Source organism: Pantoea sp. ACRSC (genome assembly GCF_022346785.1).
GTDB lineage: Bacteria > Pseudomonadota > Gammaproteobacteria > Enterobacterales > Enterobacteriaceae > Pantoea > Pantoea alvi.
The window spans coordinates 75,975-93,818 of sequence record NZ_JAKRNN010000003.1 but is presented as its reverse complement, the minus strand read 5'-3'; the positions used below and the strand labels follow the sequence as shown (position 1 = coordinate 93,818).

Here is a 17,844-nt window from a genome sequence, read left to right as displayed (position 1 = left end):
GCGTTATCCCTTGATGCCGTAATGATCCAGCATTGCGTCCAGCTGCGGCTCACGGCCGCGGAAGCGTTTAAACAGCTCCATCGGCTCTTCTGAACCGCCGCGCGTCAGGATGTTATCCAGGAACGACTGGCCGGTCTGACGGTTAAAGATGCCCTCTTCTTCAAAGCGCGACCAGGCATCCGCCGCCAGCACGTCCGCCCACAGGTAGCTGTAGTAGCCCGCCGCGTAGCCGCCGGCGAAGATATGGCTAAAGGCGTGCGGGAAACGACCCCATTCCGGGCTCGGCACCACCGCCACCAGCTTTTTCACTTCGCGCAGGGTTTCAAGGATCTGCGCGCCTTTCGCCGGATCGAACTCGGCGTGCAGGCGGAAGTCGAACAGGCCGAACTCCAGCTGACGCAGGATAAACAGCGCTGCCTGATAGTTCTTGGCCGCCAGCATCTTGTCGAGCAGCTCTTTCGGCAGCGGTTCGCCGGTTTCATAGTGACCGGAGATAAAGGCCAGCGCATCCGGCTCCCAGCACCAGTTCTCCATAAACTGACTCGGCAGCTCCACCGCATCCCACGGCACGCCGCTGATGCCGGAAACCCCCGGGGTTTCGATGCGCGTCAGCATATGGTGCAGGCCGTGGCCGAACTCGTGAAACAGCGTAGTCACTTCGTCGTGGGTAAACAGCGCGGGCTTGCCGTTCACCGGACGGTTGAAGTTGCAGGTCAGATAGGCGACCGGCTTCTGCAGCGAGCCATCGGCTTTACGCATCTGGCCAACGCAGTCATCCATCCAGGCGCCGCCGCGCTTGTGCTCGCGCGCGTAGAGGTCGAGATAGAAGCTGCCGCGCAGCTCGCCGCTCTCATCGAACAGGTCGAAGAAGCGCACGTCAGGATGATAAACGTCCACGTCGGTACGCTCTTTGGCGGTGATGCCATAGATGCGTTTCACTACCTCAAACAGGCCGTTAACGGCGCGCGATTCCGGGAAGTAAGGGCGCAGCTGTTCGTCACTGATGGTGTAGAGATGCTGCTTCTGTTTTTCGCCGTAGTAGGTGAGATCCCACGGATTCAGCTCGCTGACGCCATACTCTTTTTCAGCAAAGGCGCGCAGCTGCGCCAGCTCTTTTTCCGCCTGCGGACGGGCGCGTTTCGCCAGGTCGTTAAGGAAGTCGAGCACCTGCGCCGGATTTTCCGCCATTTTGGTGGCCAGCGATTTGTCAGCGTAGGAGTCAAAGCCCAGCAGCTGCGCCAGCTCGTGACGCAGCGCCAGCTCTTCCGCCATAATCGGGCCGTTGTCCCATTTTCCGGCGTTCGGCCCCTGATCGGAGGCGCGCGTCGAATAGGCGCGGTACATCTCTTCGCGCAGCGCGGCGTTGTCGCAGTAGGTCATCACCGGCAGATAGCTTGGAATATCCAGCGTCAGCAGCCAGCCCTCCTGCCCTTTGGCTTCGGCCTGCGCCTTCGCCGCCGCCAGCGCGCTTTCCGGCATACCCGAAAGTTCGCTTTCGTCAGTAATCAGCTTGCTCCAGCCCATGGTCGCATCCAGCACGTTGTTGCTGTAGGCGGAGCCCAGCTCAGAGAGGCGCGCGGCAATCTCGCCGTAGCGCTGCTGCTTCTCTTTATCAAGGCCGATGCCGGAGAGTTCGAAATCGCGCAGCGCATTATCGACCGCTTTTTGCTGCGCCACGTCCAGCGCGGCGAAGCTTTCACCCTCTTTCAGGTCGCGGTACGCCTGGTAAAGCCCTTCGTGCTGGCCGACCCAGGTGCTGTATTCCGAGAGCAGCGGCAGGGTCTGCTCATAGGCTTCACGCAGCTCCGGGCTGTTTTTCACCGAGTTAAGATGGCTTACCGGTGAGAAGATGCGGCCAAGACGATCGTCGACTTCCGCCAGCGGCTGCACCAGGTTGTCCCAGGTGTAGGGCGCGCCCTGCGCAACGACTTTTTCCACCGCCGCGCGGCACTCGTTCAGCGCCTCGGTCACGGCAGGCACCACATGTTCAGGCTTAATGGCGGAGAAAGGCGGCAGCGTAAAAGGCTGGAGTAATGGATTGGTCATAGCGCAGTCCTTGTTCAATGTATGGGGCGCGCGGGGCGCGCAACGCAATCTTACTAACATGCGGTTAAGTGTAGCGAAAATCAATGCCAGCCAGGATGCGCGGCGAAGAAACGCGTCAGACAGGCTGGCGGCGGAGAATCGGCCAGCATTTTTCCCCTTCAGCAGGTATAATCCCGCTTACTTGCAGTACGCCTTTTTACGCCAACCGCGGAATCCCCACTGTTATGCTGAGCTATCGCCACAGTTTTCACGCCGGCAACCACGCCGACGTGCTGAAACACACCGTACAGAGCCTGATCATCAGCGCGCTGAAAGAGAAAGAAAAGCCGTTCCTCTACCTCGACAGCCATGCCGGCGCAGGTCGCTATCTGCTGAGCGGCGAACATGCCGAGCGGACCGGCGAGTATCTGGAAGGCATCGCCCGCATCTGGCAGCAGCCGGACGCGCCGGAACTGCTGAAGCCCTACTTCAGCGCCATCCGCGACCTTAACCCAGGCGGCACGCTGCGCTACTATCCTGGCTCGCCGCTGATCGCGCGCTACCTGCTGCGCGCAGAAGATAAGCTGCAGCTCACTGAACTGCACTCCAGCGACTTCCCGTTGCTGCGCGGTGAATTTCTGAAAGACAGCCGCGCCCGCGTCGAGCGCGCCGACGGCTATCAGCAGCTGAAGGCGAAGCTGCCGCCGCCGACCCGTCGCGGTCTTATCCTGATCGATCCGCCTTACGAGCTGAAAAGCGACTATCAGGCCGTGGTGAAGGCGATTCATGAGGGTCACAAGCGCTTCGCTACCGGCGTCTACGCGCTCTGGTATCCGGTCGTGCTGCGTCAGCAGATCAAGCATATGCTGCGCGATCTTGAGGCGACCGGCATCCGCAATATTCTGCAGATCGAGCTGGCGGTGCGCCCGGACAGCGATCAGCGCGGCATGACCGCATCAGGTATGATCGTCATCAACCCGCCGTGGAAGCTGGCGCAGCAGATGAACGAACTGCTGCCCTGGCTGCACCAGAAGCTGGTGCCTGCCGGAACCGGCCACGCCACCGTGACGCAGCTGGTGCCGGAATAAGCCGCTGAGCCTTACAGCGTAAACACCGCCAGGTCCTGTGCCAGCTCGGTATTGGGAAATATTGAGCGGCACTCCTCCAGCAAGCGCGGCATGTCGCGCGGCATATAGCGCGAGCTGAAATGGGTGGCGATCAGGCGCTTTGCGCCCGCCTCTTTCGCCACCTGCGCCGCCTGCAGCGTCGTAGAGTGGCCGCGTCCGTTGGCCTTCTCCTGCAACGCCGCCTCCAGCGTGGTTTCATGCACCATCAGATCGACACCGGCTGCCAGCTGCAGCGCCATCGGCGTTGGCGCGGTATCGCCGAAAATCGCCAGGCTTTTGCCTTTAGTCGCCGGGCCGAGATAGTCCGCGCCGTTAATGACCCGTCCATCCTCCAGCGTCACACGCTCTCCTGCTTTTAGCTGCTGATACCAGGGCCCGCGCGGCACCCCCTCTTCTTTCAGACGCGCGGCGTCGAGAAAGCCCGGCTTGTCGTGCTGCTCAATGCGGTAGCCGAAGCAGTTTAGCGGATGCACCAGCGGCCAGGCGCTGACGCGGAACTCGCCGTCGTCAAGCACCGGCCCCGCCTCGATCTCGACGATTTCCAGCGGATAGTCGGTATAGGATCCGCTCAGCGACAGCGCGGTTTCGACAAAGCGCCGGATGCCTTCGGGCCCGTAAATGGTCAGCGGCTCGGTGATGCCGCCCATAGAGCGGCTGGTCAGCAGACCGGGCAGGCCGAAAATATGGTCGCCGTGCAGATGAGTGATAAAAATTTTGTTCATGCGTCCCGGCTTAAGTGGCGAACGCATGTACTGAAGCTGCGTCCCTTCGCCGCAGTCGAAAAGCCAGGTGTCGCCGCGTGGCGACCAGGTAAAGGCAATGGAGGTGACGTTACGTTGCAGGCTGGGCGCGCCGCCGCCGGTGCCGAGAAATGTGAGCTGCATGCTATGCTTCCCTGTCAGTGAGGAGAGAATTCAACCCTATTACAATCATAGGCGCAATCTTTGCGCCGTCTCGCCTCTCAGCGTTACAATCCTGACCAAACTCTTGCAACCGGATGGACACACCATGACACGACATTATGACTATCTCGCCATTGGCGGCGGCAGCGGCGGCATCGCTTCAGTTAACCGCGCCGCTATGTATGGCCAGAAATGCGCCCTGATTGAAGCCAAAGAGCTGGGCGGCACCTGCGTGAACGTGGGTTGTGTTCCGAAGAAAGTGATGTGGCACGCGGCGCAGATCGCCGAGGCTATCCATCTCTACGGTCCGGATTATGGCTTCGATACGACGGTGAACCATTTCAGCTGGGAAACGCTGGTGAAAAACCGTAGCGCCTATATCGATCGCATCCACACCTCGTACGACAACGTGCTGGGCAAAAACAACGTCGACGTGATTAAGGGCTTTGCTCGTTTCGTTGACGCCCATACCGTGGAAGTGAACGGCGAGCGTATTACCGCCGACCATATTCTGATCGCCACCGGCGGCCGTCCGAGCCATCCCGACGTGCCGGGCGCGGAATATGGTATCGATTCTGACGGCTTCTTTGAGCTGGACGCCCTGCCGAAACGTACGGCAGTGATCGGCGCTGGCTATATCGCCGTTGAGCTGGCGGGCGTGGTTAACGCGCTGGGTTCCGAAACGCACCTGTTTGTGCGCAAGCACGCGCCGCTGCGCAGCTTCGATCCGCTGATCACCGATACGCTGGTAGAGGTGATGAACGCCGAGGGCCCGGCGCTGCATACTCACGCCGTGCCAAAGGCGGTAGTGAAGAACGCCGACGGCAGCCTGACGCTGCAGCTGGAAGACGGGCGCGAGCAGACCGTCGACTGTCTGGTATGGGCGATCGGCCGCGAACCGGCGACCGATAACCTGAACCTGGCGGTAACCGGCGTGGCGCTGAATGAAAAAGGCTATATCAAGGTCGACAAGTATCAGAACACCAGCGTCGACGGCATCTATGCGGTCGGCGACAACACCGGCGCGGTCGAGCTGACGCCAGTCGCGGTGGCGGCGGGTCGTCGTCTCTCAGAGCGCCTGTTCAACAACAAGCCTGACGAGCATCTCGACTACAATAACGTCCCCACCGTGGTGTTCAGCCATCCGCCCATCGGCACCGTAGGCCTTACCGAGCCGCAGGCGCGCGAGCAGTACGGCGACGAGCGGGTGAAAGTCTATAAATCATCCTTTACCGCGATGTACACCGCGGTTACGCAGCATCGCCAGCCCTGCCGCATGAAGCTGGTCTGCGTCGGCGAGGACGAGAAGATTGTCGGTATTCACGGTATCGGTTCAGGCATGGACGAGATGCTGCAAGGCTTTGCGGTAGCGCTGAAGATGGACGCGACCAAAAAAGACTTCGACAATACCGTGGCGATCCATCCGACCGCGGCAGAAGAGTTCGTGACGATGCGTTAATGATTATTGGGCCAGCCGATGCTGGCCCTCTCAATCTTTAACCGGCGTGACGTCAGGCATTGCGTTGAGCGGCCTGAAGGCGGTTCAGCTCTTCCTCTGACAGGCCGGTAGCCTGCATAATCGCCTCGCGCGGCATATTCATTTTCAGCAGGCTGCGTGCGACTTTAAGGGTGCCTTCACGCTCTCCCTCACGTCTTCCCTCAAGCTTTCCTTCAAGCCTGCCTTTCTGCTTAAGCTGTTCTGCAATGGTCATCAGTGCATCCTTCTGTTGCGGCATTCGCTGTGCCAGCGCGTGAAGAAAGACACTGGCATCCGACCTCGCCTCAGGCTGTCTGAAGGCGGTTCAGCTCTTCCTCTGACAGGCCGGTAGCCTGCATAATCGCCTCGCGCGGCATATTCATTTTCAGCAGGCTGCGTGCGACTTTAAGTGTGCCTTCACGCTCTCCTTCACGTCTTCCTTCAAGCTCTCCCTCACGTCTTCCCTCAAGCTTTCCTTCAAGTATTCCCTCAAGCTTTCCTTCAAGCCTGCCTTTCTGCTTAAGCTGTTCTGCAATGGTCATCAGTGCATCCTTCTGTTGCGGCATTCGCTGTGCCAGCGCGTGGATAAAGGCGCTGCCATCGGCGCTCTCTCCTGCCTGAACAATATAGTGTACCAGCGACAATATCTGGGAAGAAGAGAGCCAGCCTGCCAGTAAAACCGACGTCAGCCTCTCCATCACCTCCGCCAGATCTCGCTGATGGATATGTTTTTGCAGCAGCGTGAGCGCCGCCATGCTGCGATGCTCAGCGATCTCTTCGTCCGGGATCACGGTAACGTCCACCAGCGGAAACGCGCTGCCGTAGACGCTCTCCGCCAGCGCCGGATCGCTAAATTCGTCCAGCCAGCGGGTAGAAAACGGATAAGGCGTGCGCTTGCCGGCGTAAAACAGCAGCGGCACGACCAGCGGCAGCTTTTTGTGCCCCGCGTCGAGATGGCGCTTCATGGCGGCCACCGCATAGCGCATCAGCCGAAACGCCATATGGCTATCGGGGGTAGACTGATGTTCAATCAGCACATGCACGTAGCCATCACCGCCGCGGCGGGTTTTCAGGCTGAACAGTACGTCGCTAAAGTACTGACGCAGGTCGTCCTCAACGAAAGAGCCAGACTCCAGCTTCAGCGTGCTGAGGTCGCACAGGGCGCGCAGTCTGGCAGGCAGGTGAAGCTCCATAAAGTCACGAGCGACGCTGGGCTGGCTGAGAAACTGCCGGAAGGCCGCATCGTGCGGAGTCGGGGTGCTGTTTTTCTTCTTCATCTTTCCTGACTCTGAAAAAAACATGCACAGAGCCTGACACAGAAGAAATAACCAGTCATTAGCGAGACCGGTAAAAATAAGCCAGGAGAAGCCTGATATGAGAGTGTTGCTAAATGGGTCTTTTTGAGCCAGCCTTATATCTCCTGCTACTTATGCCAGAAAGAAATATCTCTTCTTCCAAAAAGCCCAGGAGTTCTTTAATGTCTTTCTTCTTGCTTCAGAAACCTCTAAAATTTTCTTTTTAATAAAGATTTGGATAGCAATTTCTTCTGAGTGCCAGCATTTGGCATTTCCACAAACAACGCCTTAATATTATCGATTTTTGTCTTACTCGGATCCCAAAGTTCATACAATAATACGTACGCAAAACATAAGAAACTCTGTTATGAGCTGTCATAACGTACTGACTTATAACATTTGCAACCTCGCCATCTGGCGGTTTTTTTCATTTATGCTCTACCTGAAAGACACTGGGTCCAGCAGGCAGATGGGTAGTGAGCGAGCGTTAGCCGTAGAGCTAATCCTGATGACTGATTTGCCGGTTTAGCTCAATTGGTAGAGCGCCTGACCTGTAATCAGGATGTCGCGGGTTCGATGCCTGCAACCGGCACCATTTCAACAATGCCCTCTTAAAAAGAGATGTAAAAAAAAGATATATTTAACATATCTTTAGCATTGACAAGAAATAATGTGATATCTGTCTCGCTAATTGGTAAATAACTGGTCGCAGCTGGAGTTATTGCCAATCATTTGCTGAGCCTGAAAAAATTCAACTTTAAAAGTACATTTTAATCAACGATGTAATTAGCTATTTTAATCTCTGTATTATTTTTTGCTTGTTTCGCGGCCTGCTGGTATAACAAATACGCAGCGCTGCTTACTATGCATTGAGTTAAATAGTGGAGATTCAAATATGGAAATTGTGGATAGAGAGCAGTTGAAGATTATATCTGGCGCGAATGCCAATAGTGGCTATGAATCTTTTAATAGTTCCAGGAATTATTCTGGCCATACCAGCTATGGGGGCCAGGGTGCCGGCTTTGTTGGAACTCATTCGTGTGGGATGGATTTAGGTTCAATTATTCGTGATAACCCATGTGTATCAAGTATCGTTACGGGTGTTATATCAGGTTCAACCTCTTGGGGTGGCGTGGCCAGAGGCATTGCCGCAGGGGCAATATCATGTGCTGCCACCGGTAATGGAAATGGTGGAGGGACAGGGAATAACTATGGCGGACAGTGCACCTGGTAGGGAAAACAGGGTAAAAAATGCCTGTATTATTCCTGGGATATTATCAGCCACTGCTCTGTTAACCTCAGTAGATATTTTCCCAGATGATGGATGGATGGGTTTTCTACCGTATGAAGCCGCAAAGTTTTTTGTGATTTTATTTTGTTCTTATGGCGGCATAGCCATCCTCAAAGACTTAACCCTTTATTTTATAAAGGGTAAAAGGGAGTAACGTTTCTCCCTCTATCAAAGCTCGCTTCGGCGGGCTTTTTTATTAATCAACGTCGCCGCTGGCACTGGCCGCGCACCCAAGGCCGCAACCTTTATCTCAGGGCGGCAAACTCGCCTTAATCGCCGCCCACACCGATTCCTTTGCCTGCACGGCATAACGCCGCTGGTTTCGAGGATTATCTCCTGCCCCTTTCTGGCGCAGGAATAGGTGTCGGAAGAGCTGAAGGCTCTCTTCAGCGTCGGCGCTAACAACCTGCCGCTGCACGCCCTCTGTCTCGCTATCGAGCGCAGACAGACGACGATTACCGCGGCAGCCTGCTAGCCGCCGGGAAGTGAACGGATTAGCTAAGGCGATCGAGCCAGCGCGCATAAGCCTGATCCCACAGCGCGGCAGGGGTGCCCGCTTTGCCAAGGCCAAAGCCGTGACCGCCGCGGCTGATCTCTATCAGCTCCACCGGCACGCGGTTGCGCCGACAGGTATCGCGCATCAGCTCGGTGTTATAGGGGTTGGAGACAGGGTCATCTTCCGCCTGCGCCAGAAAGGTGGGCGGATAGCTGCGGGTTACGTAATTCTGCACCGACCAGTTCGCCTCTTCCGCCGGCGTCGCGCCGTTGCCCACCAGAATACGGTGCGTGGTGGTGTGGGTATAAGGCGCTTCCAGGGTAATAACCGGATAGATCAAACCAACGCTGTCGACTTTCGGCACCACGTGATCCAGCTCATCCTGGAATTCATAGGAGCGGAAATCTGGACGCGCCGCCGCCATGCCGAGCAGGTGCCCGCCGGCGGAGAAGCCCAGCACGTGCACTTTGCGCTCCAGCGAACGCACCAGCCGAATAGCGCGCTGCGCGTCCTGCAGCGGCGCAAGATGGCCCGCCTGCCACTTCTCTTCCGGCAGACGATAGCTCAGCACATAGGCGGTGTAGCCGTTGCTGTTGAGCCAGCGCGCCACCGGCCAGGCCTCGCGACCCATGCCGATAAACTTATAGCCGCCGCCCGCCGCGATCAGCACCGCTTCGCCGTTGGGGTTTTCTGGTTTAAACCGCTGAATAGTCGGGCTGACAATATTGGACCAGGAGCCGTGCTTGTTAACGCGCAGCGGCCCCGACGGCCCGCCGCCGCCCGGCGGTTCGTCCGGCCACAGCGGAATGACCTCATCGCGGGCAAAGAGCTTGCCTGCGGTCATCGAAAGGAGAAGGGCTCCAGACTCCAAAAGAAAGTGTCGACGCGTGATCATGATGCCCGTTGAGTCAATGCCAGTAGCTGATCCAGACGCGCCTGTCAGCGGCGGCGCTGTTATTATGTGACGCATATCAATTGCTGGCGATTATGTACGCAATCCGGCACAAAATGCTACAAAAAAAGGTGGGCTGAAGGCGCTAATTCGCCCGCGGCGCGGAGAGCATTTACTCTGTTTAAATCTTCCGCAGCCGCGCGCATAAAAGAGACCGCGCAGAGAGTTTTTCAGGGGGGAGATCGTCAGGCGAAACGGTTTGCCGGTCTGTTTCCTGTGCGAAAACAGCGTGATTAGCAGGAATTACAGAAGCCTGAGTGAGTCGAGGACGCCAGAGTGCAGGCAAAAGAGGTTGGCAGGCAAGGCTGCCATCACGCCTGAAACGGCGCGGCGTCTGTAAGCGGAATAAGGCATAACCCCCCTGCTGTTAAAAAGGCCCGCAGGGGTGCGGGCCAGAAGCGTTAGCGACGCGGCCAGCGTTAATCTTCCTGCTGAAACTGCGTCATTACCGTCTGCTCGCACAGCGGCTCGTCGGCGCGCAGCTTGCCTCGTTCGTCTTCGCCCAGCTGCAGCCAGGCGTTCGCCACCTCGCTGGCGATATCCTCGTCAAACGAAGGCTGGTTCATCGCGCTCGACGATTTGCTCATCGCCGTATAGCTTTTCATTTTCTGCACGTAGGAATCCGCCGTGCCCACCTGGGTCTCCCCGCTGACGATATGGCAGAGCTTGCTGGCATAAACGTTTTCCTGCGGAATATTGGTCTCATCGTCAGCGGCCAGCGCGGCGGATGAGGCCAGCATCCCCAGTACAATCAACAACGACTTTTTCATATCCACTCCTGTTTTAATCGGGTGACGGTTTACTCGTCGTGATGCCGGGCGGAAAGGCGCGCCGAGCGCCAGTTCAGCAGCGGCGTTACCGTCACGCCATGAATGACAATGCTGCACACCACCAGTGTCAGCGCCATATCAACCATTGTTTCGGCCTGTTGTCCCGCCATGCCGTGTACCCAGGCGAAGGCGATATAGTTAATACTGCCGATACCGCGAATGCCGAGCCAGCCGATCAGCAGACGGCGCACCGGCGGAATGCCGCAGCGCAGCGTTGTCAGCCATACCGCCAGCGGCCGCACCACGATAAATAATGCCAGTCCCAACAGGATGCCGTCGAGGTTCCAGTGATGGGCAAGCGTCACCCCCAGCACCACCATCATCGCCGCCGCCAGCAACCGCTCAATCGTATCACCAAATGAGAGCGCGTCGCTGACCACCAGCCCGACCGACTTCACCATATTGCCGCTTTCCCCGGCGTGTTCCAGACGGTTGTTGGGATTGACCAGCGCTTCAGCGGGCAGCACCCGCTCCTCTTCGCTCAGCTCTTCCGGTGGAAAACTTTTAAAGACGCGCAGCTCGGCGCGGCGCAGCCCCACGCCGGCGGCGAAGGTCGCCAGAAAGCCAGACGCGCCCAGCGCTTCCGCCGCCGTGTAGCTGAGCGCAATCAGCGCCAGCGCGAGAAAATCGTTGGGTGCCACGTCGCCGTGCGCGTTGCGCAGCCGCGTCGCCAGCAGCCCGACAAGGCGGCCAAACAGAAAGCCTAGCCCCAGACCACCGCCGATGCCCCAGATCACCTCAACCGCCGTCCAGTGACCAAAGCTGCCCCAGGTCAGGCTTTCGCCGTTAAACAGCAGCAGCGCCAAAACAAGCAGCGGCAGCGCCGATCCGTCGTTCATGCCCGCTTCGCTGGAGAGCGCCACGCGCAGCGCGTCGTCGTCGCGCGCATCGTTAACGGAGATCAGGCTCGCCAGCACCGGATCGGTCGGCGCGACGATGGCGCCGAACGCCAGCGCCAGCGGCCAGTCGAAACCCGCCAGCCAGTGCGCCAGCAGCGTCATGCCGCCTACCGTCAGCAGCATCGCCGGGAAGGCGAGCAGCATTCCGAGCCGCCAGCTGTGCGCGCGCAGCGGCAGGCGCAGCTTCAGTCCGGTGATAAACAGCGAGGCCGCCATGGTGATTTCAGTGATATGCGCGGCGGCTTCCGAATGTTTCAGAATGTCGATCTGCACGACGTCGAACACCCAGGGTCCGCAGAGGATCCCGGCTACCAGGTAAAGCCCAAACGACGTCACCGGGCCGCGATGTATCCATCCCGACGCCAGCGACATTAATAACAGAAGGCAGCCGGTGGCTGCCATCCAGGCAAGAAAGCTCATAACGCTCCGTTTTCCCTAAAGATTATGTTTAATCCTGGCACAAGAGCGCGAAAACGGGATCAGTTCTTCAGGTGGCGGCTCGCCAGGCGAAGCGCGAGGCTGGCGGCCCCGGCCAGGGTGGCGAGCGTCACAACGCCATTCCAGCCCCAGCGCGCCAGCGCCAGACTGCCCAGCGCAGCGCCGGTCGCCATGCCGATAAACACCACGGTAAACAGCAGCGCGTTAAGGCGGCTGCGCGCCTCTGGCGCCAGGCTGTAAACCAGCGTCTGGTGCGCCACCAGGGTGGCCTGCACCCCGAGATCGAAGCCGATGGTGCTGAGCACGATCAGCGCCAGCTGGGCAGGTAGCGGCAGCGCGGGCAGCAGAAACATCAGCGCGAAGGAGAGAGTAACCAGCCCAGCGCCGACGATGGTGACGCGCGCCGGGCCGATACGGTCGGCAACGCTGCCCGCCAGCGGCGCGGCCATGGCACCCGCCGCGCCCGCCAGGCCAAAGGCGCCCGCAACTGCACTGTCGAGGTGGAAGCGATCGCTGAGCATCAGCGCCAGCGTCGACCAGAAGGCGCTGAAGCCGACCGACAGCAGACCCTGGGCCAGCGCCGCGCGCCGCAGCGTCTGATGGTGGCGCCAGAGATGCGCCAGCGACAGCAGCAGTCGCGGATAGCTTACCGAGGTGCCGGGGGTAAAGCGCGGCAGCACGCGCCACAGCGCAAGGCTGATGCAAAGCACCATTGCCGCCGCCAGCCAGTACATGGCGCGCCAGCCAAAATACTCCGCCACCACGCCGCTCACCACGCGCGACAGCAGGATGCCTACCAGCAGGCCGGTCATCACCGTGCCGACCGTTTTTCCGCGGCTGCGCTCGGGAGCCAGCGCGGCGGAGGCCGGTACGATATCCTGCGCCACCGTCGCCGTCAGGCCGGTGACAAAGCTGGCAACCAGCAGCGCGTTCAGGCCGCCGGAGAAGCCGCACAGCAACAGCGCCGCCACCAGCAGCAGGCCCTTAATCAGGATAATGGCGCGGCGATCGTGACGGTCGCCCAGCGGCGCCAGCAGCAGAATACCCAGCGCATAGCCCATCTGCGTCAGCATCGGCACCATGCCGACCGCGCCGACCCCGACGCTAAACTGTTTGCCGATGATATCCAGCATCGGCTGGCTGTAGTAAATCGAGGCCACGCTCAACCCTGCGCCTGCGGCAAGGGTAAAGACCAGCGGGCCGGGCAAGGCTTCGGCCGGGCTGGCCGCAACGCTGTTAATTGCTGACATAATGATATTCTCCACAGGGGTATGGCGCTTAGTAAAGCGCATTGCCGCCATACGCGGTAGACTGATAAAAAGCAGAACTGTTATACGTGGTGCGTATGAACAACTTATCCAGTCCCGATCGTATTGAACTGATGCAGACCTTTATCCGCATCGTCGAGAGCGGCAGCCTGTCGGCAGCGGCGGCGCAGCTTAATACCACCCAGCCCACCATCAGCCGTCGGCTGCAGGCGCTGGAGCAGCGTCTTGGGCTGAAGCTGATCCTGCGCACCACCCACGCGCTCAAGCTGACCGACGACGGCGAGCGCTGCTACGCCCATGCGCGCCAGCTGCTGGCCACCTGGCACGCGCTGGAGGATGCGCTGACCCACGCCAACGATGAACCGGTCGGCACGCTGCGGGTGCGGGCGCCGCACGCCTTCGGCCAGGATCAGCTGGTCGCGCCGCTGGTGGACTATCTGATGCGCTACCCGCGCCTGAACGTGGAGTGGATGCTTAACGACCGCACGCCCGACTTTATCGCCGAGAATGTCGACTGCGCGATTCAGGTCGGCGCGCTAAGCGATCCCGCTATCGTGGCGATTTTGCTGGCAGAGGTGCCGCGCATCGTGGTCGCCTCGCCGGATCTGCTGGCGCAGCACGCCCCGATCGACGCCGTAGAGCAGCTGGCGACGCTGCCCTGGCTGGCGCTGACCAGCTTTTACCGTAACGAAATTGCGTTACAGCGCATTGACGACGGCCAGCCGGTCAATATGGCGATTGCGCCGCGCCTGAGCAGCGACAGCCTCTACGCAGTGCGCAAAGCGGCATTAATGGGAATGGGTGCGGCGATTATGTCGTCCTGGGTGGTGCAGGAGGATTTAGCGCGCGGCGAGCTGGTGCAGCTTACGCCTGAATGGCAGGCGCCGCCGCTGCCGGTCTGGCTGACCTACCCCTGGGCGAGCTACTACCCGGCGCGATTGCAAAAATTCTTTGAAATGGTGCGGGAAGTGATGCCCCAGCTGACCGGCACGCGGCCAGCCGGGAAATTTTAGCCCGCAGGGGCGGCTTCGCCCGGCGGGGTCAGGAATGCTTTTTATCGTTTTTCGACATATTGTCCAGCCAGCCCATCACAAAGGCCGACAGCACAAAGGTCAGATGGATAATCACATACCACATCAGCTTGTCGTTGGGCACGTTGCGCGCTTCCATAAACACGCGCAGCAGATGGATAGAGGAGATAGCGACGATCGACGCGGCGACCTTGTTTTTCAGTGAGCCGGAGTCCATCTTGCCGAGCCAGCTCAGCTTCTCTTTATGGTCGTCGATATCAAGCTTAGAGACGAAGTTCTCATAGCCCGAGAGCATCACCATTACCAGCAGGCCGCCTACCAGCGTCATGTCGACCAGCGCCAGCAGCAGTAAAATCAGATCGTTTTCCGCAATGCTGAGAACATTAGGCAGCAGGTGAAAAATTTCCTGGAAAAATTTAATCGTCAGCGCCAGCAAACCCAGCGAAAGTCCAATGTAAACCGGAGCCAGCAGCCAGCGCGACGCATACATCAGGTTTTCGGTAAAACGTTCCATAATTTCCCACAGATAATCAGACAGGTAAGGCAGTATAACCGATCCTCTGCGAAGTTATTTCAGCGCCTCTTCAGAAATTTCAGGCGCGGGCGGCAGCGGCAAAGAGAGGCGAAAAGCGACGCCGCCTTCAGGGCGATTTTCAGCCCAGATGCGCCCGCCGTGGCTCTCGACGATAGTTTTGCAGATGGCCAGCCCCAGCCCGACGCCCGGCACCGACGACTCTTTATCGCCGCGCGCGAACTTGTCGAAGATGCGCGTCAGGTCTTTGTCGGCGATGCCCGGCCCGTTATCCCAGACCGCTATCTCAAGCCGTTCGCCGTCGCGCCAGGCGCGAATGCCGCGCTGCGCGCTGTTGCCCGCATATTTCAGGCTGTTTTCAATCAGGTTGGTCAGCACCCGCTCCAGCAGCGTGCTGTCGCCTTTGATCAGCACCAGCTCCGACGGCAGGTCGAGCGTGACGCCGTGTCCTTTTAGCGACGGTGCCATGCTGCTGAGCGCGCCGCCGATCACCTCGTCCAGCGCCAGCCACTCTTCGCGCAGGTTCAGTCCGCCCGACTGGATGCGCGCCATATCGAGCATATTGCTTACCAGGCGGATGGTGCTCAGCGTCTGCTCACGGATCTGGTTGGCCTGGGTGACATACTTCGACTCTTCGCTGGCCAGGTCCAGCATCAGCATCTCCGCCTGGCCGAACAGCACGGTCAGCGGCGTGCGCAGATCGTGCGACAGCGCGGAGAGCAGCGCGTTGCGCAGCTGTTCGCGCTCCGCCGCCAGCCGCGACGCCGCCTCGCTCTGCGACAGCGCCATCCGCTCCAGCGCGTTGGCGATCAGCACGGTAAAGGTCTCCACCAGCCGCTGCTGCTCCGGGATCATCAGCTGACGCAGGTTCTGCGGCTCCACCACCAGCAGCCCGCGGCAGTGCGCGCCGCTCTTCAGCGGCAGGATCTGGTAGGGCACGGCTGGCAGCGTGTCGGTGCCTGCACCTGCGGGCTGGCCTTTGCTGTAGCTCCATTTGGCGATGGCGCGATCCGGCTCGCTGCCCGGCGTCGCCGCGCCCGTCGCCACCAGCTCGCCCTGCTCGTCCGGCAGCAGCAGCAGGCTGCGCGCCTGCAGCGTGACGTCGATAACCCGCTGCGTGGTGGCGGCAATATCTTCAGGCGTCAGCGCGCTGCCCAGCGATTTAGCCATCTCATAAAGGTGACGCGCGCGCTGCTCGCGGTAGCGCGCGACGCGCGCCTGATAGCGCACGCCCGCGGTGAGATTGCCGACAATCACCCCCACCGCCAGCATCACCGCGAAGGTCACCAGATACTGCAGGTCGGAGACCGCCACCGTGCCGGTCGGGGCAACAAAAAAGAGATCGAAGGCGAGAATATTCATTACCGTGGCGATCACCGACGGCCAGCGCCCGTAGCGCAGCGCGATAATCACCACCGCCAGCAGATAGATCATCACGCCGTTGGCGGTATCGAATCCCGCCAGCAGCCAGCGTCCGGCGGCGGTGACCAGAATACAGAGCAGCAGCGCCATCAGCACGCCGCGCAGCGGCAGACGCCAGCGGTCGCCGCCGACGCGCGCATCCGCTAACGCTGGCGCTTCAGCCGCAGGCTCATCGAGCGCCACCACCAGCAGATCGAGATCCGGCCCCAGCTTGCCGAGGCGCGTGGCGAAGCTGTCGCGGTGCCAGCGCCGCAGCGGGCGGCGGCCGGTAACAATCTTGCCGAGATTATGCTCGCGGGCGTAGCGCAGCACCGCCTGCGCCTCGTCAGGATCGGAGAGCGTGGCGGTCTCCGCGCCCAGCTCCTGCGCCAGCTGCAGCGTTTTCAGGACGGCGCGCCGGCGCGCTTCCGGCAGCCGGTTAAGGCGCGGCGTCTCAACGTAGACCGCGTGCCACTCGCTGCCGAGCCGCGCCGCCAGCCGCGCGGCGATGCGCACCAGCTTTTCGCTGCCGGAGTCCTCACCGATGCAGAGCAGAATGGCATCGCGCGTGTGCCAGACGCGGTCGCGGCCCTGCTGGTCGCGCCAGGCGCGCATCTGATCGTCGACGCGGTCGGCGGTGCGGCGCAGCGCCAGCTCGCGCAGGGCGAACAGATTGCCCTTGCGGAAGAAGTTTTCGATGGCGCGCTCCGCGCGATCGCCCACGTAGACCTTGCCCTCTTTCAGGCGCTGGCGCAGATCGTCCGGCGGCAGATCCACCAGCACCACCTCATCAGCGCTGTCGAAAAAGGGGTCGGGCAGAGTTTCGCGCACGCGAATGCCGGTCACGCCGCCCACCACGTCGTTCAGGCTTTCCAGGTGCTGCACGTTGACGGTGGTGATGACGTCGATGCCCGCGTCCAGCAGCTCGTCGATATCCTGCCAGCGCTTGGGATGGCGCGATCCCTGCACGTTGGTGTGCGCCAGCTCATCCATCAGGATCACCGCCGGATGGCGCGCCAGCGCGGCATCAAGGTCGAACTCGGCATGACGCGAGCGGCCGGTAGCGCGCCGCGGCAGCACCGCCAGCCCATGCAGCAGGCTGGCGGTCTCTTCCCGGCCGTGCGTCTCCACCACGCCGATCAGCACGTCGAGCCCCTGCGCGCGCAGCCGCTGCGCCTCCTGCAGCATGGCGTAGGTTTTGCCCACGCCCGCGCAGGCGCCGAAGTAGATTTTCAGCTTGCCGCGATGGCTGTCGGTCTGCTGCAACAGCAGCGCGTCGGGATCGGGGCGTTCGCGTTCGTCGTTCATTACATCCTTCAGGGTTGAGTCAGCGCGTCCAGCGCCAGGTTAAGCCGCAGCACATTAACGGTGGGATCGCCGCTAAAGGCGAGCAGCGGCCGCTGCGTATTGGCGTCGATCAGATCCTCCACCGTTTTCAGCGGCAGCTGACGGGCGGTGGCGACGCGCGGCGCCTGCCAGCGCGCGGCGGCGGGCGAAATCGCCGGATCCAGCCCGCTGGCCGACGCGGTCACTAAATCTACCGGCACCGCCTGCGGCGAGAGCGGATTAGCGGCGCGCAGCGCGGCGACGCGATCCGCCACCGCCTTGTCGAGCGCCGGATTGCTTGCCGCCAGATTGCTGCCGCTCGACGCCAGCGGATTATAGGGCGCGTCGCCGGTGGCCGACGGCCGCCCCCAGAAATAGCCGGGTCGGGTAAAGTTCTGGCCGATTAGCTCAGAACCCTGCGCTTCAATCAGCGATCCGTTGGCCTGGGCCGGAAACAGCCACTGGGCCAGGCTGGTAGTAAGCAGCGGATAACCGACGCCGGTTATCAGGGTAAGCAGCAGTAAAACTAACATTGCCGGACGTAACTGACTCAT

At 60.3% G+C, this 17,844-nt stretch carries 14 protein-coding genes, 1 tRNA gene and 1 pseudogene; 5 read left to right on the top strand and 11 right to left on the bottom strand.

The genetic code is table 11. From position 1 onward, the window contains the following. Positions 1 to 3: 3 nt before the first annotated feature. Entirely contained in the window at positions 4 to 2,046 is a 2,043-nt protein-coding gene (gene prlC, locus MHZ97_RS05205; protein ID WP_239314676.1) for an oligopeptidase A, read from the bottom strand. A 224-nt stretch (positions 2,047 to 2,270) separates the two neighbouring features. Here prlC and MHZ97_RS05200 point away from each other — a divergent pair, with 224 nt between their 5' ends. Next, positions 2,271 to 3,113, top strand: coding sequence for a 23S rRNA (adenine(2030)-N(6))-methyltransferase RlmJ (locus MHZ97_RS05200; RefSeq protein ID WP_239314677.1), 843 nt, complete (start codon positions 2,271 to 2,273; stop codon positions 3,111 to 3,113). Positions 3,114 to 3,124: 11 nt separating this feature from the next. Here the strand turns inward: MHZ97_RS05200 and rnz are convergent, their stop codons facing one another. Beyond that, positions 3,125 to 4,036 carry a ribonuclease Z gene (gene rnz / locus MHZ97_RS05195; protein WP_103796274.1) on the bottom strand — a complete coding sequence of 304 codons (912 nt, stop codon included), beginning with the start codon at positions 4,034 to 4,036 and terminating at the stop codon, positions 3,125 to 3,127. A 124-nt stretch (positions 4,037 to 4,160) separates the two neighbouring features. Here rnz and gorA point away from each other — a divergent pair, with 124 nt between their 5' ends. Next, positions 4,161 to 5,513, top strand: coding sequence for a glutathione-disulfide reductase (gorA, locus tag MHZ97_RS05190; RefSeq protein WP_239314678.1), 1,353 nt, complete (start codon positions 4,161 to 4,163; stop codon positions 5,511 to 5,513). 52 nt (positions 5,514 to 5,565) lie between these two features. Here gorA and MHZ97_RS05185 read toward each other — a convergent pair. After that, positions 5,566 to 5,814: pseudogene (locus tag MHZ97_RS05185) on the bottom strand (Rpn family recombination-promoting nuclease/putative transposase); the annotation flags it as partial. A 22-nt stretch (positions 5,815 to 5,836) separates the two neighbouring features. Then, positions 5,837 to 6,808, bottom strand: coding sequence for an Rpn family recombination-promoting nuclease/putative transposase (locus MHZ97_RS05180; protein WP_239314680.1), 972 nt, complete (start codon positions 6,806 to 6,808; stop codon positions 5,837 to 5,839). A 537-nt stretch (positions 6,809 to 7,345) separates the two neighbouring features. On the opposite strand from MHZ97_RS05180, the gene MHZ97_RS05175 reads away from it, so the two are divergent. Beyond that, positions 7,346 to 7,421, top strand: a tRNA-Thr gene (locus MHZ97_RS05175). A gap of 484 nt (positions 7,422 to 7,905) precedes the next feature. Continuing rightward, positions 7,906 to 8,271, top strand: coding sequence for a hypothetical protein (locus tag MHZ97_RS05170; RefSeq protein ID WP_239314681.1), 366 nt, complete (start codon positions 7,906 to 7,908; stop codon positions 8,269 to 8,271). A gap of 340 nt (positions 8,272 to 8,611) precedes the next feature. Here MHZ97_RS05170 and MHZ97_RS05165 read toward each other — a convergent pair whose 3' ends face one another. The 4 genes from MHZ97_RS05165 to MHZ97_RS05150 all read right to left on the bottom strand — a co-directional run bounded on the left by MHZ97_RS05165 (position 8,612) and on the right by MHZ97_RS05150 (position 12,982). After that, positions 8,612 to 9,508: an alpha/beta hydrolase gene (locus MHZ97_RS05165; RefSeq protein WP_239314682.1), complete on the bottom strand. Its 897-nt coding sequence runs from the start codon at positions 9,506 to 9,508 to the stop codon at positions 8,612 to 8,614. A 476-nt stretch (positions 9,509 to 9,984) separates the two neighbouring features. Next, complete coding sequence (locus MHZ97_RS05160) at positions 9,985 to 10,335, bottom strand: hypothetical protein (protein ID WP_103796269.1); 351 nt, start codon at positions 10,333 to 10,335, stop codon at positions 9,985 to 9,987. A gap of 29 nt (positions 10,336 to 10,364) precedes the next feature. Continuing rightward, complete coding sequence (locus MHZ97_RS05155) at positions 10,365 to 11,714, bottom strand: sodium:proton antiporter (RefSeq protein WP_239314683.1); 1,350 nt, start codon at positions 11,712 to 11,714, stop codon at positions 10,365 to 10,367. 59 nt (positions 11,715 to 11,773) lie between these two features. Continuing rightward, complete coding sequence (locus MHZ97_RS05150; protein ID WP_103796392.1) at positions 11,774 to 12,982, bottom strand: MFS transporter; 1,209 nt, start codon at positions 12,980 to 12,982, stop codon at positions 11,774 to 11,776. Between the two features lie 95 nt (positions 12,983 to 13,077). Here MHZ97_RS05150 and MHZ97_RS05145 point away from each other — a divergent pair, with 95 nt between their 5' ends. Further along, on the top strand, positions 13,078 to 14,013 hold the full coding sequence (locus MHZ97_RS05145) for a LysR family transcriptional regulator (RefSeq protein WP_239314684.1): 936 nt from the start codon (positions 13,078 to 13,080) through the stop codon (positions 14,011 to 14,013). Positions 14,014 to 14,041: 28 nt separating this feature from the next. Here MHZ97_RS05145 and MHZ97_RS05140 read toward each other — a convergent pair whose 3' ends face one another. The 3 genes from MHZ97_RS05140 to kdpC are packed head-to-tail and all read right to left on the bottom strand — an operon-like array spanning position 14,042 to position 17,844. Next, entirely contained in the window at positions 14,042 to 14,545 is a 504-nt protein-coding gene (locus MHZ97_RS05140) for a TIGR00645 family protein (RefSeq protein ID WP_239314685.1), read from the bottom strand. A 54-nt stretch (positions 14,546 to 14,599) separates the two neighbouring features. After that, positions 14,600 to 17,272, bottom strand: coding sequence for a two-component system sensor histidine kinase KdpD (kdpD, locus tag MHZ97_RS05135; RefSeq protein ID WP_103796265.1), 2,673 nt, complete (start codon positions 17,270 to 17,272; stop codon positions 14,600 to 14,602). Positions 17,273 to 17,280: 8 nt separating this feature from the next. Further along, the gene (gene kdpC / locus MHZ97_RS05130) at positions 17,281 to 17,844 is read right to left on the bottom strand and encodes a potassium-transporting ATPase subunit KdpC (protein ID WP_239314686.1); all 564 of its coding nucleotides are present in this window, start codon (positions 17,842 to 17,844) and stop codon (positions 17,281 to 17,283) included.